This window comes from Noviherbaspirillum sp. Root189, from assembly GCF_001428545.1.
Lineage (GTDB): Bacteria > Pseudomonadota > Gammaproteobacteria > Burkholderiales > Burkholderiaceae_D > Noviherbaspirillum.
This window is the reverse complement of record NZ_LMHZ01000034.1, coordinates 191,186-213,818: the sequence shown is the minus strand read 5'-3', so window position 1 is coordinate 213,818 and position 22,633 is coordinate 191,186. Positions and strand designations below refer to the sequence as shown.

Sequence of the window (22,633 nt, the reverse complement as noted above, 5' to 3'; positions counted from 1 at the left end):
AACGCGCGGCGCGTACGCACAACAAAAACACGACAGGGAGCCCAACCTCATCCGCGTGCCACAGACCAGGAGACCAATGCCAATGGTCAGCCAAAGCCACGGACACGCAAATATAAATATGGAGCTTTTCATGTCGCATTTTTTGCAAAGGCCAGTGCATTGCTTATCCTGTCTTGCCGCCTCGACCATTTTTGCTGCCCTGCTGACTGCTTGTGGCGGAAGCGAGCAAACATCTGCTTCGGCGACACGCAGTAGTTTCGCCCCCGCCACCGTCGTCGAAAACACCGCCGTATTTACTGGCAACCGACGCAACTACACCATCATCAAGGCCGCCACCGGCTACACCGTCATTGACAATACCGGTGCAGATGGGACGTCGAACCTCGGCGCCGGGATCAACCTGTTCAAATTCGCCGACATCACGGTCGATCCGGAAATCGGCGCCAAATCACTGACACTCCCGCCCGCACAACTCAAGATACTGACCGAGTTATATATCGCCTTTTTCAACCGTATTCCTGAAGCGGAGGGTTTGAATTATTGGATGGATCAGGTAAAGGCAGGACAAAGCATCAGCCAGATCGCAGATACTTTCTTTAATGCGGCAATCCAGTACACGGCCTTGACCGGCTATTCGCCCGGTATGAGCAATGCTGACTTCGTTCGCGTAATTTACAAAAATGTACTTGGCCGCAGCGGCGCGACCGCACCGCCCGAGGAAGACGTGCAATTTTGGGTGGGCGAACTGACCAGCGGACGAGCTACCAAGGGCACACTGGTACGCAGCATGCTCGACTCAGCGCACACCTTTGTCGGCGATCCAACCTGGGGTTTCGTGCCCTCGTTGCTCGATAATAAATTTACCGTCGGTCATTATTTTGCAGTTCAGCAAGGCATGAGCTTCAACACCCCGGAGGAATCCATCCAGAAAACCATGGATATTGCTGCTGCCGTGACGCCGACCGACACCGTCGCCGCCATCAACCTGATTCCTGTCGCCCCCGGTACGCAGCCGGTTGATCCGAACACGCCAACCACGCCACCGGGCTCTGACCCCAGCCGTGCTCTCAATGCGCGGTTTAATGCTCCACGTGCGTTGGTTGCAGGCGCGGGCGGCTATCTGTACATCGCCGATTCCGGCAGTGATACGGTGCGCAAGTTCAACACCATCACTGGCGCGGTCACGACCCTTGCCGGCACACCGGGTCAATTCGGTACGCCGGGTGCCGCGCCAGTGGACGGAGTCGGCGCGGCCGCGCGTTTCAATGTACTGACTGGCATCACTGTCGATGCAGTGGGCAATCTGTTCGTCACTGACACCTTCCTCAATACCGGACGCATACGCAAGATCACGACCAATGGCACCGTCAGCACGCCATTGGAAAACGCCTACGCCTTCGGTATCGCTACCGATACCATCGGCAATGTGTACTTCACCAATAATTTTTCTTCCCTGGTGGAGCGACTGACCCCTGGCGGCGTGCGCAGCACAATTGCCAACATTCGTGAACCGCGAGGCCTGGCGCTCGATAGTGCAGGCAACCTGTATGTATCGGATACCGGCAGCGATTTCGGTCCACTCGGTCAATCGGCGTTCAGCTGCACCATTGATCGTATCGCTCCTACCGGTACAGTCAGCATCCTCGCCGGCAAAGTGGCGACCGCAGCGGTGGAGAATACCTGCGGTTATGCGGACGGTCAGGGCGATGCGGCAAAGATCGGCAGCAATGCCTATGGTGTCGCAGTCGATGCTGCGGGCAATGTGTATGTGGCCGATACCAGCAACCATGTGATTCGTAAAGTTACGCCGGAGGGTGTCGTGACCACGATCGCCGGTATGGCGGCCGCGACCGGCAGTGCCGACGGCAATGGCACGGCGGCACGCTTCAATGCGCCGCGTGGCATCACCATCGATCCTGCCGGGAATCTTTATGTCGCCGATACCAATAACCACACGATCCGGAAAATTACGCCCGCCGGTGCGGTAAGCACAATTGCCGGAAAGGCTGGTGAAGCAGGGACGGCAAATACACCCTGACATCCTGACGGTGCATGCGTGCCGCTACGGTCAGCAACCGTCGTAGCGACATGCATCGGCGCTCAGTGGCTGATGATGGGCACAGAAGGATTTCATCAGGGTTGATTGGCTGCATGCATGACAGCGGAATTGTGCTGGGTGTCTCGCTGGGCAAAGCGTATGGTAGCGCGCCCCGCATTTTTTGCTTCATACATTGCAAGGTCCGCGTTCCTGATCAACGATTTGCCGTCGGTGCCATCTTCGGGATAGATGGTCGCGCCAATGCTTGCTGAAATTTCAAAGGTGTGACCTGAAATCTCATAAGGCAGTACCAGCAGGTCGAGGATTTTTTTCGCAACCAACGCGGTGCCATTGCGGCCCTCGATATCCGACAATAACACCACAAATTCGTCTCCCCCAAGACGGGACGCGGTATCGGATTCCCGCATGCAGTTCTGCAAGCGTTTTGCAACCTCCTTCAGCAGCAGGTCACCATAGGCATGGCCGAAATTGTCATTGACCGGCTTGAATTTGTCGAGATCGATGAAGAGCAGCGCAACATGGCTGTGCCCACGCTTCGCCTTGTTCAGCGCCTGTCCCAGTCGCTCCTCAAGCAGCTTGCGATTCGGCAGACCGGTCAATGCATCATATAAGGCGAGTTGCATCGCCTGCTGCGCAGCATGCAGGGCACGTGCGCGATCATCCAGGAATAGCCATATCAGCAAGGAAATCATCAGGCTGATGCTGATTCCGGACTGCAGGATCAACTGGGGGCGGTCGGAGCGCAAGCTCATCTCGAATTGCGGTGAGGCCGCCGTCACAACCGTCCATGTGCGGTTTGCCGCCTGGATGAAACTGACGCGCTTTAGTACACGCTCGTTCGACGTGGCGTCCAGTGCATCATTGGAGTCAAACATCTTCGACTCGGCATTGATTGTTTCGTCGTCGAAAATTTCGATGTCCAGTTCATCTGCATATTCTCCACTTACGCCATGCATGAAATCATCCACGCGGAATGGTGCATACACCCAACCAATAATATTGGCGCGGCGTTGTTCCAGTGACGTATGCGGTGCGCCATTGCGATACAGCGGCAAATACATCAGGAAGCCGTTTTGAATAGCGCTTCCACCTTCCTGCACCAGCTTGACCTTAGCCGACAAAGCAGCCGAACCTGCATCCCGCGCAAAATCCATTGCCGCGCGTCGGGCCGGTTCCGAGTACATGTCATAGCCGAATGCACGCAGATTGCGGCCAAAGAAAGGCTCGAGGTAGATAATCGATGTGTAGATATCTCGTGCACCTTCGGGCGTGATCGTATATTCCGGAAAGCCTTCAGCGCGGACCGCTGCAATATGGCGATCTTTATCCGCGGCCGGAACAATCAGGCTCAATCCTATACCCTGGACCCCTGGAAACATTTCTGGTAAAGATAAGGAAGAAATAAAGGATTGAAATTCTTTCCGCGTTACATCGTCGGCCGAATGGAATAGTCCGACCGTGGCACGCAGCATTTGCTGGTAGATGGCCAGTCTTTGCTCGATACGGATATTGGCTTCGCGCACTTTGAACTCGAACGTCGTCTGTAGCGCCTGATCTGCGGAACGCGCCGCGACATCCCACAGGCGGTAGGTAATGAAAAGAGAAAGCGCGAGCACTGCCAGCGTCAGCATTTCGCGTGCTCTGAAGATCTGTCGGATTTGGTGTGGCCGGCGTTCGAGATTTTTCATGCCTGTTCCTGGCGGAATTAAGTTGCCGCGCATCGGTGTGCCATCGGCAAATTCCTGCATCCGTTATGATCGCTGCTTAATGTGAGCGGAGTATTGAGAACATGCAATCCCCCGCCCTTGCTTGCTAGCCGTTTGAAAGAAAGATGGATGCGCACTCCCGGTTAACGGAAAAGATGGCAGTAAGTTCAAAGGCAGTACTTATTTACGCAAGATCTTTTGCATTGGTTTGATGAAAAATCCACTGATTGAATTTCGCTCTTTTCGTTATTTTTTCCTGAGTCGCGTTGCCACGACCATGTCCAACCAGATGTTGATGGTGATCGTTGCATGGCAGATGTACGACATCACGCACAGCGCTTACGATCTCGGTATGGTGGGCCTTGCACAATTCCTTCCTGCACTGGCACTGTCGCTGATTGTCGGCCAGGTTGCAGACCGGTACGATCGGCGTCGCATCCTTGGCTGGTGCCTGGTCGCGCAGCTCTGTGTAGCGATGGGGCTGATCGTCGGCACATTGGGTGACTGGCTGGGACGCGAAGCCATTCTGCTTGCCTCGGTTGCCCTCGGGACAGCCAAGGCATTCCAGATGCCAACGCAGCAGGCGCTTGGGCCGTTGCTGGTGCCGCCCCATGTTCTGCCGCGTGCGCTGGCGGTTAACTCGGCCGGCACCCAGTTCGCGATCATTCTCGGTCCGGCGATTGGCGGTTTTATTTATGTCGGTGGTGCGGCCCTGGTGTATATGGTGTGCGGCGCATTGTGTCTGCTGGCAATTGCGATGACGCTCCGGATACGCATTGAACAGCCGCCGAAATTGCGCGAACCGGTGACCCTGGGAAGTCTGTTCGCTGGTATTGGTTTCATCTGGAGCCGCAAGGAAATCCTTGGCGCGATATCGCTCGACCTGTTCGCCGTCTTGCTTGGCGGAGCCACTGCCTTGCTGCCGATCTTTGCACGAGACATCCTGCATGTGGGGCCATGGGGGCTCGGTTTACTGCGATCGGCCCCTGCGGTCGGTGCTTTGCTGGTGTCGCTCTATCTCGCCCGTCATCCGATACAACGTCGCGTCGGAAAGATCATGTTCGGGTCGGTAGCCTTGTATGGGATCGCGACACTGGTGTTTGCCTTGTCGAGTTCGTTTGCCGTGTCGCTCGTCGCATTGGCGCTGACCGGGGCTTTCGACATGGTCAGCGTGGTGGTGCGCCAGTCGCTTGTGCAGCTCGATACGCCGAATGACATGCGGGGCCGGGTCAGTGCGGTCAATTCAATTTTCATCGGCGCATCGAACCAGCTGGGAGAATTCGAATCCGGTGTCACTGCCGCATGGCTGGGTACCGTGCCGTCGGTCGTGGCGGGCGGTCTCGGCACGATCCTGATTGTTGCTTTGTGGGTGAAACTATTTCCTTCCCTGACAAACCGGGAACAGCTGACCGCCGCGTAACTACCGAGGCAAGACCTGATGGATAGAAAGCCGGAACCAACATGGCACCCAGTCGTCTGAATAACATTCACTATTCCTCATCATGGAGGTTGTATGCGTAAGATAATTTTTCTGGCGATCGCAGGTTTCCTGTGGCGAAAGGTGCAGGCTCGCGTGTTCACCGGCGCCGCAGCCGGACGAACAGTACGTCGTGGCAGGTTCTGACGCCGTATCAGACTGGCTCAAAAATCGGAAAACCGGAGAACAGGGCGGCGCGGACCGCCCTGTTCTTTGCGTGATTCAGCATGCAGCCAGCGCACGCGACTTGCGCAGCGCGAAGTATTCCAGTTCCGCAAACACCGCCACCACGACTGCCTGTGTCACGATGAATGCCTGTCCCAAGGTATTTGGCGAAATCCATCCCGAAAAAGCGATATAGAAACTGTCCAGTGTCCACAAGGCATTGCAGATGATGATTGCCCACACGGCACCGCGTGGCGGTTGCTGGCGCGTTGCAACGTAGACAATCAGCGCGGCGAGAGGTAGCAGGGCAATGCCAGCCGACTGCAACAGTGCAGCTGGAATTTGCAACAGGCTTTCCAGCGTGTCGGCGCCCAGCGCCATCAGCAATCCGGTAACGGCGCCGGCAGCGGCGTCGGCGAGCAGGACTCGGCGCAGGAAAGAAGGTGATTGAAGGTTCAACATGGCAGGCTCCATTTCATGTGGTTGGGTCATCCGCTGGCGGCTGCAGGTTTGCCGCGTCGGTGAACACATGATCGGTCAGCCCCGTATTTGGGTCGATTACGCGCAAGGTAATCGGGAGTTGGTGATGCCGGTTAAAGCGCGCTAAAACAGCTGCTCGAATTCTTCGGCCGGTACCGGCTGCGAAAACAGATGGCCTTGCGCATAATCGCAGTTGCTCGCTGCCAGTAATTGCCTCTGCAGTTCGGTTTCGACACCTTCGGCCACTACCTTGATGCCGAGTTTGTGCGCCATCACGATGATCGCGTCGCACAAGACCATGTCGTCAGACCCCGGCGCCAGGTTCTGCACGAAGGATTTGTCGATCTTGATATAGTCGATGTCGAACTTCTTCAGGTAGGACAGCGACGAGTAGCCGGTTCCAAAATCGTCGAGTGCAACCTGTACCCCATTGTCGCGAAAGCGCAGCAATTGATCGGTCACGCCGGCAGACGAATCCATCAGCATACCCTCGGTGATTTCCACTACGACGCTTTGGCCGGGCAATTCGAGCGACTCAAGGCAGGATAGCCAGCTCTCATGGTTGACTCCCTCGTTTTGCAACTGTACCGGCGACACATTGACGCTGATCTGGAAGGAAGAATGGTGCCGCGTGCGCCATGCGCCAACCTGGCGTGCTGCCTGCCTAAAGATCCATTCGCCGAGTTCTGTGATCATGCCGGTTTCTTCTGCAATCGGAATGAACTCCAGCGGGTTGATCAGGCCGCGCACCGGATGCTGCCAGCGGATCAATGCTTCGGCCTTATGGATACGGCCGGTGTTGAGGTCGACAATCGGCTGGTAGTAGACGCGGAATTGTTTCTCGTGCAGGGCGATGCGCAAGTCATTCACCAGGCGCTTGCGGTTCTGGGCCACCTCCTGCATCGAGGCCGTGAAATAACTGTAGCGGTTACGTCCCTGCGCCTTGGCCGCGTACATCGCCTGATCGGCATTCTTGAGCAGCGTGTCGGTTTCCGTTCCATCCCCGGGATAAAACGTGATGCCGATGCTGGCGGAAATATAAACCTGTTCAGTGCCAAGCTGGAAGGGCTCGGCCAGTGTGCGCAAGATATCGTTGACTGCGCGCTCGATGCTGCGCGTGTCGTGCAGGTCGCCGAGGATCACGGTAAATTCATCGCCGCCCAGGCGTGCGACGGTATCGGTCTCGCGCACGCAGGCACGCACGCGCCGCGCGGCGTCCTGCAGCAGCCGGTCACCCATCGCATGCCCGAGCGTGTCGTTCACTTCCTTGAAGAAGTCGAGGTCGAGGAACAACAACGCCACTTGCTGGTCGGCGCGATTCGCCTGCTTGATGGCCTGGCCGAGACGGTCATGGAACATGCTGCGATTGGGCAGCCCGGTCAGGGTATCGAAGTTGGCCTGCCGCCAGATCAGCTCATCGGTTTCGCGCTTTTTCGTGATATCGGAAAACAGCCCCACGCGGCACTGCACCGAACCATCGGCGTTATAAATCGTATTAACCGACAGCCGGCGCAGAAAATCTTCGCCGTTCTTGCGTCGCGCCCACAATTCGCCCTGCCAGCGCCCTTCGGCGCGCACGGACTTTGTCATTTGCCGGTAGCATTCCGGCGTTTCACGGTCGGAGTTGAGAATACGGATGTTCTTGCCGACGGCTTCTGTCTCGGTGTACCCGGTGATATCGGTAAAGGCAGGATTGATCGTCATGATCTCGCCGTTGCCATCGATGACAGACATCGCTTCGCTGCTTTTTTGATAGACCAGCGATGCCAGCCTTTGCATATCCTGGGCATGCTGACGCACAGTAATGTCGAACACAATCGAAAACAGCAGGATCCTGCCCTTCAGATCGATCGCTGAAGAATGGACCTCGACGATGCGGATAGTGCCGTCGGCGAGACGATGGCGAAAGATAAAATAGTTGCGCCGCTCTGCGAGGGCCTGGCGCATCTCGTCCTGAATCTCGTGTTCCTGCTGCGTACTGATGCGGCTGATTTTCATCCCGCGCATGGTCTCTTGGGGATACCCATAAAAGGCGTTCGCCGCTTGGTTGGCTTCGGCAATCGTTCCCGTTTCGGGATCGATCAGCAGCATGATCGAGCTGTGCTTGCGAAACAGCCGATGGAACAGTTCTTCCTCCGTGCTGAACGTACAAAGTTTTTTCAGATAGGCGTCGAGCATGTCTTTCCGGCCATCGATGGTTCTACGGGACCTGTAATCGATATTACTTACATGGCAAGGCTCAGATTATCGCCGGAAAACCCGCATCACGGTGGCAGGGATGGAAGGTGTGGCGTTTAGCGAATAAGACGCAAGTGAGGACCACGATGCATGCCGGTCCTAACGGAAGGAGAATAAGCAGCGAAGTCGATGAAAAGTGGATAACAAACAGGTGGCTGCTCGTCGGTGACAGACGTTTCCATGAGGCGGCCGCCCGTCGCCGACGAACATCAAACCAATCACTGGCGCCGGTGCCGCCGACCGGCATGGAGCGGCACTAGAGCGGATTTCATCGTGTGTACTGTCGCCTCGGTCTGTCGCTTGTGTGGCCCGCCACACGGCACTTCGCGCGCCTTGTCCTGCACGCCAGGTCGACCCGATTCTCCGTACACCACGATGAAATCCGCTCTAGGACGGTGTCATGCCCGCCTCCGTGCGCCCATCCGAGACTGTACGCATGCGAGAGGTACTCCATGCGACTACCACGATGGCGACCAGTATCACGCCACTGGCGGCAAACAACTGTTCCAGCGGAACGAAACGCATTACCCATCCGGTGACGGCCGACGACATCGGGGCAAGGCCCATGAAAATGAACATGAACAGCGCCATCGTCCGTCCCAGCATTGCCGGCGCGGCATGGCGCTGCAGCCAGGTATAAATTGTCACCTGCAGGAAGCCGCCAAGCACGCCGATCACCAACAGCAGCAGCATGCCTTGCCAGATTGCGCTGATGAGGCCGAGGGGGATGAACAGCAAGCCGATCACGCCATCCAGCAGCAGGATGGTTTTGCCCAGGTTACCGAAGCGCAGTTGCGGCCGGATGCTGGTGACGACCACGCCCAGAAGGGTACCTGCGCCATGGGCGCCGGCAAGTGCACCGAATGCCGCGGCACCGCTGCCGACATGGTCGGCGAGGACAGGGACGGCAACCTGGACCGGGCCGGAGATGAGCAAGGCCACCGCAGCCCAATAACTGAAGCAGATGCGCAGGCTGTCATCATTCCAGCAGTAGCGCAGGCCTTCGCCGACGGATTTCCACACCGACGAGGCGGCTGGTGCCGTTCCGGCTGGCTTCGCATGCGGCCGTACCTGCGATAGTGTCCATGCCGACACCGCAAAGGTAAGCGCGTCAAGGGCAAATGCCATGCCGATACCGCGGGCATCCTTGATGGTCGCGGCCGCGCTGTCGCCGAACAAGGCGATCAGCAGGCCGGCCAGCAAGGGCCCGGCAAACATTGACAGCTGCCGCACACCCATCTGTACGCCTTTGGCCGCCGGCAGCAATTCACGGGAAATCACATGTGGCAGCAGGGAGGTGCCGGCGGGAATGCTGAATGCCGTCGCCAGGCCAATTCCCAGTGCCAGGGCATAGACCGCCCACAGCGTCAGATGCCCGCTGAGCACCAGGGCGGCCAGCACAGCGAGCAACACGGTATTCACATGCTTGGTCAGCATCAGCACGCGCTTGGGCGAATACCGGTCGACCAGTGCGCCGCCCAACAAAATGAACAGCGCGCGCGGTATGCTCATGATTGCCAGTACGGTGCCCAGCACCAGCGTGTCACCGGTCATTTGGAGGACCAGCCAGGGTAGCGCGATCAGACTGAACTGATCGCCGAGCATGGAGATCAGCGCACCGCTGAACACCCATCGGAAGTTGCGGTCGCCAAACAGGGCGCCGCGTTTCGGGTCGGGATTACCGGCCATGTTGCTCTCCTCTTTTTATTTGCTTTGTTTAGCCAGCGTAGCGATGCCTTGCTGGACGAGATGCATTACCGCTTCATCCATGCCACTGCCGGCCATCAGGTCGGGTTCGAGGACGGAAAGTTCGCGGACCCGCTCGCAGAGTGCCGGATCCGTACCCCATATAGCGTGAAAGGTGTCGATCCATCGCTTGCACAAGTCCATCAGTTCGGGACTGGAGGGCGATACGCCACGCTCATGAAGCTCACGCGCCTCGGCAAACATCAATGGCCAGTTCCGGTAATGCGCCAAATACGGTTCGCGTATGCGTGCCACTTGTTCTTTGCCGAGATGCTTCTCGTAGAGGCGGAGCCGGAATTCCGCAGTGGCGTGCACCATGTACTCAAGCATCGCGACATCGACACCGGTCAGGACTTGCACGGCCATCTCATTGCGATGCATGGCATCGAGTTTCAGGATCAGACGCGGATCGTCGCCCATGTGTCGCAGCGACAGGGTCAGCCAAGGCTTTGCCAGCGCCACCGCTTCGTCGCTGTCCGGCGGGACGCCTCGTTGCATCAACGCGCGTGCGGTGACGACGAGAGCCGTCAATTCCTTCATGTCCGCTTCGGCAGTCCGCAAGGCGGCAAATTCCTCCTGCGTGAAATAACGGCCGTAGAGAGTCATCATCTCGAGTGTCGCAAGCCAGTCGTTCAGGTCCGGCTCTTCCTTTTCCGCGAGGCGTTTGCGGAGTTCCTTCAAGCGTTCGCGCAAGGCCACAGTGCGCTCGACTTCGCGGTCCAGCGACGCGATCTGCTGCTGGATAACGCTGTCGAAATCCCGCACATCGCCTTCCAGCAGGGTGGCGACTTCCGCCAGCGGCAGTTCAAGCCGACGCAACGCCTGAATGCGATGCAGGCGCTCGATGTCGTTGCGGTTGTAAAGCCGGTAGCCGGCATCCGATCGCACCGATGGGCTCAACAAGCCGATCGCGTCGTAGTGATGCAGGGTACGAACCGTCAGGCCGGTTCGCTTGGCCAGTTCTCCGATCTTCAACAGCATGGGATGCCTTTCTTCATGATCTCGCCACGTTAAAGCCTGACACTACGTGAGGGTCAAGCGGTTTTCAACGTAAAAACAATCCTGATCAAACGAAAAATTGCCTCAAAGATTGCGTAACACCTGGATACAACACTCTCGCCACGCACTTGCCGCTACTTGACAGTCGTCAAATTTAAACTGTTTCCACTCGGGGATGATGTTTGAAAACAGACAAGAATTTCAGGGAGTTACAAGTGATAGTTGAGGTGAAACGTGGCAACATTTACATCAGGTAGCCGGTATTCGGCAGGTCTTCTTTGCGTCATTCTCGCTGCTTGCGGCGGGGGAGGCGGCGATAACGGCAGCGTAGCCACACAGGCAGGAATCAGTAACGTTCCGACAGGCAGCACGGCGGTAGCCCCTTCCCGCAGCACCGCTGCATCACCCTCGGCCGGGCAAACATCGCCGGCTGGCAATACCAGTTCAGGAGGTAGTGGCGCGCCCGCTGGCGATTCGGCATCTGGCGGAAGCGTAGCCGCCGCCAGTGCGACCGATGCTCGCTTCAACCGCCCGCTCGGGTTGGCGCGGGACGCGGCAGGCAATATGTATGTCGCTGACTCCGGCAACAACACCATCCGAAAAATTTCCGCGTCCGGCAATGTAGTCACACTGGCCGGCACGGCGGGGGCCAGCGGCACCAGCGACGGCATCGGGGCGGCGGCACGCTTCAGTTTTCTGAAAGGGCTTGCAGTGGACGGGGCCGGTAACGTGTATGCGGTCGATGGCAACGCAGTGCGCAAGGTGACACCGACAGGTGCCGTCACCACGCTGGCCGGCGCGCCCGGCGTCGCAGGCAATGCCGACGGACCGGGCACGGCAGCACGCTTCTCGCAACCATGGGGCATCGTCGCCGACGGTGCTGGCAATGTATATGTCGCCGATACCGAAAACTACCTGATCCGCAGAATCGCACCGGACGGCATGGTTACCACCTATGCCGGATCGCGCGGCAATCGTGGCACCGGCAACGGCAGCATCGCCAGTGCGAGCTTCCTTGGACCCAAGGGCATTGCGCGCGATGCAGGCGGCAACCTGTACGTCACCGATTGGTATGGCCCGCCGGCGCCAATGCTGCGTGAAAGCAGCACATTCATTCGCAAGATAGCCGCTGATGGCACCGTCAGTACGCTCGCCGGTACCTATGGCGGCGAAACCGGACCGGCGCAGTTCCGCGACACCTATGCAATCACCGTGGATGGCGGAGGAAATGTGTTTGTGGCGGCCTTTAATAGCGTGCAGCGTATCAGTGCTGTCGGCGCGGTAACGAATGTAGCAGGACCGATTGCTTCGATGCAGTCATTGGAAGGGATTACCATCGATGCAAGCGCGAACCTGTTCGTTGCGGATACGTCCAGTCATGCGATCAGCCGCGTGACCACTGCCGGTGAGGTGACGGTGGTGGCAGGCAAGGTTGATGAGGCCGGAGCAGTGGATGTGCCTTGACGAGGCGCAGCGCTATCAGGTTTGTCAGCGTTGCCAGGTTTTCTCTTCGGTGAGCAAGTGGTGTTGAAACGCCGAAGAGAAAACTGCCAGCGTCGGCAGCCGAATGGTCTGCCGGGCACAGCGGTAAGTTACGTAAATAAGTTACGGAAGTAAGCTACGAAAGAACAGCGACTACCACTTCTTGCGAATCTTGAAATCGTGGTTCACCACAATTCGCGTGGTGGCAATCAACGGACTCAAGCCCAGGATCAGCTGCGTCAACGCATCGCCCGGCAACGCCCAGATCTGCCCGGCCGGTTGTGCGACTTGCGCCGCCGCGCTGATCAGTGGCGCTACCCATTCCGCTTCAGGCGTCACGTCCAGCACCACATCGCCATCCTGCGTCGTGTGCAGATACACTTCGCCGCCATGCTCGAGTCCGAAGCAAATTCCGTGGCCTTGCGTGTTCTTTTTTTCAATGGCGCGCTGGAGTTCCCAGTTGTAGTTATCAATCCAGGCTTCGACGTCATAGGTCGTGGTGAGCACGATCCACGGACGGGCGGCAGGTTCTTGTGCCTTGTTGTCTTCTACGCTGTCCATCGTTGTGTCCAGTAAGCGAATGTGCGCGGGGTATGCACGACGTGTAATTGGTGCGCATGATGCCGCTGCTGCGATTGATGCATTAGTGCATTAGTGCAGGCTCGGCAACCGCTGCAAGCTTTGTATTGGAATGTCGATCAGATTGTCGCACCACTCCCGGACCGTATTGTAATCGCTACAGGTGCTTCACGTTTTCAGCCTCGTACGCCGAGTGCCGGAACGACGTTCCAGGATCGCTGTGTTTTGGAATGTGCCGCCGGTTTGCCTTCAATGAGGGCCGCGGCCGCCGTTCTTTTATCGCATGCCGCCATAGTAGCTGTCAGCACAAGCACAAGTATCACGATGCGCTCGGGGGTAGAACGTGGGGGCATTCTTTATTCTTCCAGGGATGAAGACACCTGTCCTAGACCGGGTTTGATTTCCCTAGTTCAATGCTTTTTTGCGACTTTTCGTCACTCGTATCAGGACTGCAATCCAGGCTGACAATATTCGATGTCACCTTGTTATGCGAAGTTGTCAGAAGCTCTTCGAATGCTTCCGGAGGCAGTGGCTCGGAGAAAAAATAGCCCTGTGCGAAATCGCAGCCTGCCTCCATCAACCAGTCGCGCTGTTCCTCTGTCTCCACGCCTTCCGCGATCACTTGCAGTCCCAGCTTGTGTGCCATCACAATGATCGTTTCAGCAATGGTGCGGCTGGTGCTGTTGCGCGTCGTGTCGCGAATGAAGGATTGGTCGACCTTGAGATAGTCGACGTCGAACTTCTTCAGATACGCCATCGACGAATAGCCGGTCCCAAAATCATCAATGGCAACCTGTACGCCGGCATCGCGCAGGCTGAACAGTTTCTCCGCCGTGGCATCGGTAGCATTGAGCAGCAAGCCCTCGGTAATTTCTACCGACATGCTATTCCATCCCAGTCCCAGGTCCTTCAGGTAGGCGCCCCAATTGAGCGATTTGGCATTTGCCAGAAATTGTACCGGGGACTTGTTGACGCTGATCTGAAATACCTCGCCGCGCAGTGCGCTCCAGCGCTTCGACCAGGCGGCCGCCTGCATGAATACCCAATTGCCGATTTCATTAATCAGTCCGGTTTCTTCCGCAAGGAATACAAACTCGTGCGGACATACCAGGCCGCGGGTCGGATGCATCCAGCGCAGTAAGGCCTCGCCTTTCACTACCTGCCCGCTCTTCAGATCCACTACCGGCTGAAAATACAGCTTGAGTTGACGTTGCGGCAAGGCGGCACGCAGCTCGCCAATCAGCTTGAGCCGCCGCCATGCCTGATCCTGCATCGACTTGGTAAAGAAACTGAATTGATTGCGCCCCGCATTTTTCGCTACATACATCGCCTGGTCGGCATTGCGCACCAGTCCTTCAGGTTCCTTCGCGTCGCCTGGATGCAGGGTAATCCCGATACTGCCGGAGACATGAATTTCTTCATGATTCAGCAAGTAAGGCTTGTCGATGGCGTCGAGGATTTTTTCGGCGATGTTTTCGACATGCGAACGGCTATCGAGATCCGTGAGGATCACCGTGAATTCATCGCCACCGAGCCGCGCCACCGTGTCCGCTTCGCGTACGCAGGAACGGATCCGCGCGGCGGTTTGTTTCAGGAGTTCATCCCCGGCATCGTGGCCGAGCAAATCGTTGACTTCCTTGAAGCGGTCGAGATCGATGAACAAGAGCGCCAGCAGCCGTCCGCTCCGGCGTGAACTTGTCACTTCGTATTGCAGGCGCTCACGAAACAGGCTGCGGTTCGGCAAGCCGGTCAGCGCATCATAATTCGCCCGCAGCAGGGTTTCCTGCTCCGATGAGATATCGACCGTGGTTCCCACCATGCGGCGCGCCCAGCCCGTGTCGCTGCGGTCCACCACGGCGCCGCGTGCCAATACCCATTTCCAGGTGCCATCGCGGCAGCGGACGCGATATTCGCAGGATAGAAACGGTATGCGTCCCTGCATGCAGGCAAGCACATGTTCGCGCACGCGTTCCATGTCTTCGGGATGGGTAATCGCGATCCAATGCACCAGCGACTTGCCAATGTCCGTTGCCCCATAGCCAAGCATGGCGCGCCCGCGGCGTGAAAGTTCGAAGGTATCGCTCTGGATATCCCATTCCCATACACCATCGCCTGCGGCTTCCAGCGCCAGCCGCAGACTGGCTTCGCTGACCTGTGCGGGATCGGCAGGGGTCTGCGCAACTGTTTGCTGTGGCGGCAAGGTGCCGCTCTGGTAAGGAAAAAGTTCCAGTATGCTGCGCCCCAGCACATCGTCGCGCTGCAAGCCGTAATCCTGAAGGAAGACATCATTGACGTCGACCACACTGAGTTCGTGCGACAGTAACAACAGTCCCTCCGCTGCCGCATTCAACGCGGTCCGCAAGTCGATGGATTGCGTCATGTCGCACCCCTCCTATAATGTCCTCCGGATAAACACGGACTGGCGCCCTGACAGCGGCGCAGCACGGCATGTTTGCCCTCAGAAGAATTAGGAAAGGTTGTTGTACTGATAGTTCCGCTGACAGGGCAGTGTTTGACAACAGTAACGGTCCGCTCAAGTGTAGGATGGACCGGTCTTGATTTTGCCGGGACCCGATGGCAAGACTGTACGGTGGCCGCATTAATCCTGATCGACCGGGACGAGCAAGCCCGCAACGCAATCAGGTCAATCGCAGGCAACCCGATTGCGCCCGGAAGCCTTTGCAGCGTACAGCGCCGTGTCTGCACGCCGCATCAGTTCCTGGAATGAGTCGGTGTCGCGCAGTATCGCAAGGCCAATACTGACGGTGTAAGGCGGCGTCTCGGGCTGGCCCTGGATCTGAATGGAACGCGCGCTACCTTCCATGGTAATGCGGATGCGTTCCGCCACCATGACTGCTGCGGTACGGCTTGTTTCCGGCAGCAAAACCGCAAACTCTTCCCCGCCGACACGCGCGAAGTAATCGACGCTGCGGATCGCGGTCTCCGCGCGGAGTACCGCGTCGATCAGCACGCGGTCGCCGGTCGCATGTCCCCATGTGTCGTTGACCGATTTGAAGTTGTCGATGTCAAGCAACAGCAAGGCCATGGAGCGGCTGGTGCGGCGTGTCAAAGATAACTCGCGTTCCGCGATTTCGAACAGTGCGCGCCGTGACCATGCCCCAGTAAGAAAATCGCGGTTGGCGGCATGCTCGGCTTTGGCCAGCATGGTGTCATGGACCATCATCACCGCTCCGATGGTCAGCACCGGCAGCACGAAGGTTCCTGCCGACACGAAAAACAGATTCCAAGGAGAAGGCTGCAATAAGGAGGTGAGTTCGCCTTGATACGCAAAATACAATCCCGCGCGAACCGCATGGCCGAGAGCAATCAATCCCGCCATCCCCGCGGTAAAGAAATACGGATAGCGCGAACGCCATGCATGACGGGAGTGGAAGATCGTCACCGCAATACTGCCGCAAACCGCACCCTGGAATACCGCAACCGTGAGCGTGCGCAACGCGAAGGAATCGAAACCATAGTGAAACAAGGCAATCGCCATGACCATGGCAGCAACTGCAGCGACCAGTAGACGGGTATGCAGCTTGCGACTAAAGAAGCGGCGAAAGCCCGCGAGGATCGCTGCGCTCGCCGCTGCATAAACGCCATTGGCGACTTCATAGGCGACTGGCTCGGACAGATCGCGGCCGAACGCATAGAGGAGCAAGCCGGCAAATCCCAGGCCATTGGCAAGCGCCCATTCCCGAATGCCCGGCGTGCCGCTGCGTAACAGGGACATCAGCACAAGCAGCATGACAACGCAAAACAGGGCACCGATGATGAGTATGTTGAACGCGCTCGGCATGATCGGAATCCGGACAGAAATCTATAAGGCAACAAGGCAAGGGAAAACGTCAATCAGAGAACGGACTATCGACGTTTAAAACCCTGTGCGTAGCGGAAAATTGTTGAGGAGGCACCTTGTCTTAAGAGGCGTGGGGACAGATGATTGTTCCGCGCTGAAAGACCAAGAGTTCCATGATTTTTATGTGCATGATCAAAGTCGGTTAGTCAGAGTTGGCCGACGTTGTCGGCAAGCAGAAACTTTCGGGAAGCGGTGCTATCAAATTGATAACCTGATAGAGCATCGCGACCTGTTGTAGCCGCTTCCGTTTTCTCTGCGGCCGATCCGAGCTCTGCGTGCGCCCTCATACAAGAATCCGAAGTTTCCTGGCGCGCATTCCATTCGACTCTCTTTGCATGGAGCACCGACCATGAAGCGTCTTCCTTTTTGTGTGCGATTCTGTGGTGTTTTGTTGTCCTCCTGTCTGGCCGTCAGCGCTTATGCGGAACCAGCACAAGGCGATGCCGATAAGCAAGCTTCGCAAAAAAAATCCAGCACCAAGGCAAACAAACCTTCTACCGTCAGACTTGACCCCAAGGCGAAAACCAAGCTTGACCATTCTGGTGAGCCGCGCAAAGGCAAGGCTTCGTTTTACGCCGACTACTTTGCCGGGCGCAAGATGGCGGACGGTACGCCGATGGACCCCAATTCAAATGTGGCCGCCAGCCGCACCTTGCCCCTCGGCACCAAGGCCGAAGTCACCAATCTCGACAATGGCAAGAAGGAAGTTGTCGAGATCCGTGACCGCGGTCCTTATATCGACGGACGGATTGTCGACCTGTCGCCGAAGGTTGCTAAAAAACTCGACATGGATGAGAAAGGTATTGCGCCAGTGGTGGTCACACCGATCGAGGTCCCCCAACCGGACGGATCCGTCATGTCCAGCGCTGCCACCTCCGGCGCTGCCACCTCCGGCGAATAGAAGTCGCCAATCACTGGCATTGAGCATAACCGGGTGCGCGCCGCACAGCACTTCGCTGCCATCCGCAGGTCCAATAAGTATCACCGCCCTTCTATCGGCACTGCAGCGCAGTCGATCGCGCCATCATCACTCACGGTCACGCCGATCATGCACGCGTAGGACATGGCCATTACCTCGCTGCGAGCGAAAGCGCCGGCATCCTTCGTTCACGTCTTGGCGAAATTCATCTTGATACGTTGCGCTACGGTGAATCGCTTGTGCATGACGGAACACTAAGCCGCTAAGCAATTACGCGGCTTGTGTATTGCCGGCGTCGACAAACCATGCACGGCCGATGACGTATTCCAGCAGTGTCGCACATGCCAGAATCAGTGAGCCGCTGACCACAACCTGTTTCGGCGTGAGCGAGCCGGCCAGCATCCAGAACAAGCCGAGTGAGGTCATGCGCAGCACCCAGAGCGTGATTTCTCGCGCAAGAATGCGATCGGACAGGCTGCCTTCGATATCCAGCGTGCGCTGGTTCAGGACTTGTTCGCTGGCGATCAGGAAGGGCGAGCCTGCCGCTTTCAGTACCGAATAGACAATGTACAGTGCCGGGATCCAGACGCTGGCACCGAGCATCAGAAACGCGGACCCCACCACCAGGCAGGAGCCGCCCAGCCAGGCGGCGCGGTTGTCGACGCCGCGTTTGCGACGTGTCAGGTAAAGCGCGACGCAACCAGCCATGCCTGCCAGCGTCGCAACCCAGCCAAAGCGGCTTGCCGACCCGAGTGCCTCGGAGGCGCCTGCCGATGTCATTGCCTGGCTGATGCCAAACAAGCCCGATTCAAGGAAGAACAAAGGAAGGCAGGCAATGAATTGCGGCTGGCGCACAATCGCCACCGGATCGCACAACGGTGCAAATGGCTCGTGAGGAAGTTGTCGTCCCAGCAGTAGTGCGCCCATCACGCACAGTACGCCGTACAGGCGGTACACATAGTCGCTGCGCTCGGTCAGCATAGCGAGCATGCCGGTTACCGCAAGTGTGGTCAGCACGCTCAGCACCACCGATACCGTGCCAGCCCGTGCGGCATAGCGGTCACGTTCACTGTTGGCGAACAGGGACATTTCCAGCCAGTGTCGTGCGCCCCAGGTCGATCCTAAATAAATCCCGAATGCCATCGCCAACGCGAGCGGCGATTGCGGCGCACACAGCAATAAGATTCCGGGTAACAGAAAGCCCAGTCGCATCAGGCGCACACTGCTCAGTTGCAGGCGGGGACCGAGGACATACGCCAGCAGGGTCGATGCCATGGCAGTTGTCAGCATGGTGGCGGTGAAGCGGAACATCGCATGGACGTTCTGTTCGGCCATGGTGAAATAACCAATAAAGCCGCCAAGTGTGGCGACTGCGCCTTGCAAGGCGATCAAGGGAAGCAGGGCGCGTTCGCGCAGTGGCATAGTCATAAGCACAAGCAATAAAGAGCAGAGGGGAGCTGAATTGCCGTGTAGGACTATCCGACAGGAAAGAGGTTCAAGCAGGAAATATGTTTTTTGGGAAAGGAAGCAGGATGGCAGGGTAGTCCTTTGCCTGCTGCGGGAGAACTGTTCTATGTGCGTTTCACTACGGTGCAGGCACCAATAAGTCCTCACGCGGATAGCCCCATCGCGGAACGTATGCCGGGCACTCAGCATGTGCGAACGCCGCAAAATCGAGCGTCGTGAAATTACCGCGCGGTGTACTGGCGAAGCGCAAATCGCTAGATCCGCGGGCATCGGCCAGCGGTGCACGGGCAAAACGCATCCATGCATTGAAATGACAATTCTCGTTCTGCAAGCGACGCAATGCCTGCAGGCTGCCCTGGTCTTCCGTGAACAAGGCAATCGCCGGCGTCACGGATTTTTGTTGTGCGGTATTGGCAAAGTTGTCAGGACATGCGGCTGGCGGGGTCATCTGCGGTGCAATGCTGACCACGCCGCGCTTGAGCCCATAGGTTCCTGCCGCTTCGTTGCTTTCCACCGAAACGAACGACCAGCACAAGGGATTGGCGGGAAAGGCGGACATCGATGTGTCGAGCACACGCGTACCGGCATCGTGTTGCGTCAGGTAGCTCGCCACGAGCGCTTTTGCGCGGTGTGATGCTGCCGACTGGACGCCCACAAAACCAAGCGCAATCGCGAAAGACAATACCAGCGCACGCCGTCCATGCGGACCGCATCGCGATTGGCCGACTCCGGTGATCAATGCGACTGCCAGCAGCGCGGTCAGTGAGCCCCATGACAGGAAGCCGCGCAAGGTAAAGTATACCGGCACTCCGGCCAGCAGTATTACAAGCACTGTTTTCAACGCGCGCCCGGGCGCCAGCATGGCCATCGGCATGCCCAGTGCAATCCAGAACACCGGCTCCAGGATAAACACCATGTCGCCATACAACCAGCGTGAATCGAAGGGATGGAAAGGATGGATGCCATACGAGTTGAGGTAATCCATCGACAGGTGCAGCGCAAAGCCGATGATCAGGCTCAGCACGAAGCCGATGCGCGCGGTGCCGCTATCGCGCAGCAGGCGTCGCGCCGCAGGCCACAGCAGCCACAGCACCAGTGCCAGCAATAGCGCTTGGGGAAGTGCATAGAGTACGGTATGCGTATGCCCGCGATGATGCAACAGATAACCCAGGGGCGAAGGCAGTAGCGGCGTCAGTACCAGGTCGAGGTCGGGGAAATTACTGGCCAGCCAGCAGGTCGCCAGCAGCAGACGATGACGTATGCGCTGCTGGTTCGTATCGGCTTCGTCGGGCAGGCTGCGATGCAGAAGTTCGCCGACAGCGAGGCCGGTGACGGAATGACTGAGATTATCCATGGCCAGATGTTACCGGCTTCGGACTGGTGTTGCAGCTATGGTAATCATCTATCGGACTTGGGACTTGGGACTTGGGACCCGGGGCCGCATCATTCCTGAATCGTTGTTATCGTACAGGCGCCTCGGGCACGAAGGAAAAGTAACTCAGCAGAGTCGCTACATGTTTTCGCTGATGCGTCCGCTGGCGGCAGCTACCGCCTTAAACCATTCGGCTGTCGCCGCATCGGCCGGGAAAAAGGATTCGATGCGCAATTCATGGACGGTGACATCGTGCGGCGTGCCCAGCGTGGCGATGGTAGTGAACAGGTTGAGCGAAACATTCCCCTTCTTCAGCGTCACCGGCAGGAAGGGTAGTGCGCGTGCATCGAGATTGGGTGTGCGCGTGGCCGTGGCAATCCCGTCAAACGCCGTGAGTTCTTCTAGCAGCCGGGTCGCTTCGCTGCCTGGGCCATCGCTCATCGCTTCGCGCTGAATCCAGTGCAGCATGTCGCCACACACTTCTTTCCAGTTCGGGATGTACGGGCGCAAGCCGGCGGGGTCAAGCATCAGACGCGCAACATTGATCTGCCCCTCTCGTGGAATCGGCTGCTGTTCCGGCATCCCGAGCAGCCATCTGATCATGGTTGCGGCCGGACCGTTCGGCATGACCATGTTCCATAGCCGGTCAACCACCAGCGCGGGATAGGGCGCCTGCTGCTGCAGCATGAAATCAAGGGCCTGCTTGACCGAATGGAGTTCCGGGTCGGACAGGTTGCGTTCCTGGTAGGCCGGTGCAAAACCGGCGGCGAGCAGCATCACATTGCGCTGGCGCAGCGGAACGTCGAGCACAATGCCGAGCTTGAGCACCATTTCCTTGCTGGGCTGCGAGCGGCCGCTTTCAAGGAAGCTGATGTGCCGTTGCGAGATGCCGCTCTCCGTGGACAGCCGCAACTGGGTGAAGCCGCGCTTGTCGCGCCAGTACCGCAACGCCGAGGCAAAGTCGGTGAAATAACGCTCGTGGGTTGCTGGAGCATGGCCGGTACGTTGCGGCGCAAGTCTCTGCGATGCGTATGCTGATGTCATTCTTGCCCCTGTAAAAAAACAAGATTGCAGATGGGAACGGCACGCAGCAGTGTAGCGCGTCTGCGGCGATCCGTACTACTGGGATGAAAACCGTAGTATCACGCCACAAGGCAGGTGTATCGATTACCTCAGGGGTAATCAACAGAGCATCGCCGTGCTCAAAATAAAAAAACCGGCAGGAGGGCGATTGCCTTCCTGCCGGCCAAGCTGCAGCGTCTGCTGCATCGGTGGTACTGTCAGTAACTCAGCGATTCGCTGGTTCAGTGATGCTTGTTCGTGGCTGCGTCCGGTGTATAGGTGGTCGCCTCCAGTTCGTCTTTGGTGGAGCGCCTGCGCAGGCGGATGTTAAGCATTTCAACCACGACCGAGAAAGCCATTGCACTGTAGATATAACCCTTTGGCACATGGTGACCGAAGCCTTCTGCAATCAGCACCACCGAGACCACGACCAGGAAAGACAGGGCCAGCATCTTGATCGTCGGGTGTTCGGACACAAACCGTCCGATCGGGCCGGCGAAGAACATCATCATGCCGACCGAGGCGACCACGGCGGCGATCATCACAGTGATCTCATCGACCATGCCAACGGCGGTAATGATGGAGTCCAGCGAAAACACCAGGTCGATCACCATGATCTGGAGCACGATGCCGTAGAAGGTGCTTTTCACCGGTGAGCTGACGCCATGCTCCGCACCTTCGAAGGTTTCGTGGATTTCTCCTACGCTCTTGTACAGCAGAAAGAGTCCACCCAGCAGCAATACCAGGTCACGTCCCGAGAAGCCTTGCCCCAGTATCGTAAACAACGGCTGTGTCATGCCGACGATCCACGACAGCGTCAGCAGCAAGCCGATACGCATGAACATCGCCAGGAACAGGCCGAGGCGGCGTGTAAATTCCTGCTTTTCCTTGGGCAGTTTGTCGACCAGAATGGAAATGAAAATGATGTTATCGATACCCAGCACCAATTCGAGCGCGGTCAGGGTGAAGAAGGCTATCCATACCTGTGGATCGGAAAGTAACTCAATCATGCTAGTGTCC

16 protein-coding genes and 1 pseudogene are annotated in these 22,633 nt (G+C 57.7%); 5 read left to right on the top strand and 12 right to left on the bottom strand.

Annotation, left to right across the window (positions count from 1 at the left end; translation table 11 throughout):
- Positions 1-130 precede the first annotated feature (130 nt).
- Positions 131-2,038 (top strand): DUF4214 domain-containing protein, encoded by a 1,908-nt coding sequence (locus ASE07_RS19620; protein ID WP_057292498.1) that lies wholly within the window; start codon positions 131-133, stop codon positions 2,036-2,038.
- A 95-nt stretch (positions 2,039-2,133) separates the two neighbouring features.
- Here the strand turns inward: ASE07_RS19620 and ASE07_RS19615 are convergent, their stop codons facing one another.
- Positions 2,134-3,747 (bottom strand): CHASE domain-containing protein, encoded by a 1,614-nt coding sequence (locus ASE07_RS19615; RefSeq protein ID WP_082584317.1) that lies wholly within the window; start codon positions 3,745-3,747, stop codon positions 2,134-2,136.
- Positions 3,748-3,976: 229 nt separating this feature from the next.
- Here ASE07_RS19615 and ASE07_RS19610 point away from each other — a divergent pair, with 229 nt between their 5' ends.
- Positions 3,977-5,185 (top strand): MFS transporter, encoded by a 1,209-nt coding sequence (locus ASE07_RS19610; protein ID WP_057292496.1) that lies wholly within the window; start codon positions 3,977-3,979, stop codon positions 5,183-5,185.
- A gap of 279 nt (positions 5,186-5,464) precedes the next feature.
- Here ASE07_RS19610 and ASE07_RS19605 read toward each other — a convergent pair whose 3' ends face one another.
- The 4 genes from ASE07_RS19605 to ASE07_RS19590 form a co-directional block, all read right to left on the bottom strand.
- Entirely contained in the window at positions 5,465-5,869 is a 405-nt protein-coding gene (locus tag ASE07_RS19605) for a hypothetical protein (protein ID WP_057292495.1), read from the bottom strand.
- A 141-nt stretch (positions 5,870-6,010) separates the two neighbouring features.
- Positions 6,011-8,065, bottom strand: coding sequence for a sensor domain-containing protein (locus tag ASE07_RS19600; RefSeq protein ID WP_057292494.1), 2,055 nt, complete (start codon positions 8,063-8,065; stop codon positions 6,011-6,013).
- Positions 8,066-8,512: 447 nt separating this feature from the next.
- Positions 8,513-9,814 carry an MFS transporter gene (locus ASE07_RS19595; RefSeq protein WP_057292493.1) on the bottom strand — a complete coding sequence of 434 codons (1,302 nt, stop codon included), beginning with the start codon at positions 9,812-9,814 and terminating at the stop codon, positions 8,513-8,515.
- Between the two features lie 15 nt (positions 9,815-9,829).
- On the bottom strand, positions 9,830-10,852 hold the full coding sequence (locus ASE07_RS19590; protein WP_057292492.1) for a MerR family transcriptional regulator: 1,023 nt from the start codon (positions 10,850-10,852) through the stop codon (positions 9,830-9,832).
- Positions 10,853-11,104: 252 nt separating this feature from the next.
- Here ASE07_RS19590 and ASE07_RS19585 point away from each other — a divergent pair, with 252 nt between their 5' ends.
- Complete coding sequence (locus tag ASE07_RS19585) at positions 11,105-12,334, top strand: hypothetical protein (RefSeq protein ID WP_156396803.1); 1,230 nt, start codon at positions 11,105-11,107, stop codon at positions 12,332-12,334.
- Positions 12,335-12,505: 171 nt separating this feature from the next.
- On the opposite strand, the gene ASE07_RS19580 is transcribed toward ASE07_RS19585, so the two are convergent.
- The 3 genes from ASE07_RS19580 to ASE07_RS19570 all read right to left on the bottom strand — a co-directional run bounded on the left by ASE07_RS19580 (position 12,506) and on the right by ASE07_RS19570 (position 16,733).
- Positions 12,506-12,913: a hypothetical protein gene (locus tag ASE07_RS19580; RefSeq protein ID WP_057292490.1), complete on the bottom strand. Its 408-nt coding sequence runs from the start codon at positions 12,911-12,913 to the stop codon at positions 12,506-12,508.
- Between the two features lie 403 nt (positions 12,914-13,316).
- Positions 13,317-15,311 (bottom strand): putative bifunctional diguanylate cyclase/phosphodiesterase, encoded by a 1,995-nt coding sequence (locus tag ASE07_RS19575; RefSeq protein WP_057292489.1) that lies wholly within the window; start codon positions 15,309-15,311, stop codon positions 13,317-13,319.
- 264 nt (positions 15,312-15,575) lie between these two features.
- On the bottom strand, positions 15,576-16,733 hold the full coding sequence (locus tag ASE07_RS19570) for a GGDEF domain-containing protein (protein WP_082584304.1): 1,158 nt from the start codon (positions 16,731-16,733) through the stop codon (positions 15,576-15,578).
- A gap of 409 nt (positions 16,734-17,142) precedes the next feature.
- Here ASE07_RS19570 and ASE07_RS19565 point away from each other — a divergent pair, with 409 nt between their 5' ends.
- Positions 17,143-17,694 (top strand): septal ring lytic transglycosylase RlpA family protein, encoded by a 552-nt coding sequence (locus tag ASE07_RS19565; RefSeq protein ID WP_057292488.1) that lies wholly within the window; start codon positions 17,143-17,145, stop codon positions 17,692-17,694.
- A gap of 110 nt (positions 17,695-17,804) precedes the next feature.
- Positions 17,805-17,963, top strand: a pseudogene (locus ASE07_RS29915) (DNA ligase-associated DEXH box helicase); the annotation flags it as partial.
- Between the two features lie 19 nt (positions 17,964-17,982).
- Here ASE07_RS29915 and ASE07_RS19560 read toward each other — a convergent pair.
- From ASE07_RS19560 to ASE07_RS19545, 4 genes are all read right to left on the bottom strand, one after another.
- Positions 17,983-19,140 carry a hypothetical protein gene (locus ASE07_RS19560; RefSeq protein WP_057292487.1) on the bottom strand — a complete coding sequence of 386 codons (1,158 nt, stop codon included), beginning with the start codon at positions 19,138-19,140 and terminating at the stop codon, positions 17,983-17,985.
- A 157-nt stretch (positions 19,141-19,297) separates the two neighbouring features.
- Positions 19,298-20,533 carry a metal-dependent hydrolase gene (locus ASE07_RS19555; RefSeq protein WP_057292486.1) on the bottom strand — a complete coding sequence of 412 codons (1,236 nt, stop codon included), beginning with the start codon at positions 20,531-20,533 and terminating at the stop codon, positions 19,298-19,300.
- 156 nt (positions 20,534-20,689) lie between these two features.
- Positions 20,690-21,595, bottom strand: a complete 906-nt coding sequence (locus tag ASE07_RS19550) for a helix-turn-helix domain-containing protein (protein ID WP_057292485.1) — start codon at positions 21,593-21,595, stop codon at positions 20,690-20,692.
- A 260-nt stretch (positions 21,596-21,855) separates the two neighbouring features.
- The gene (locus ASE07_RS19545; RefSeq protein WP_057292484.1) at positions 21,856-22,623 is read right to left on the bottom strand and encodes a TerC family protein; all 768 of its coding nucleotides are present in this window, start codon (positions 22,621-22,623) and stop codon (positions 21,856-21,858) included.
- Positions 22,624-22,633: the final 10 nt, after the last annotated feature.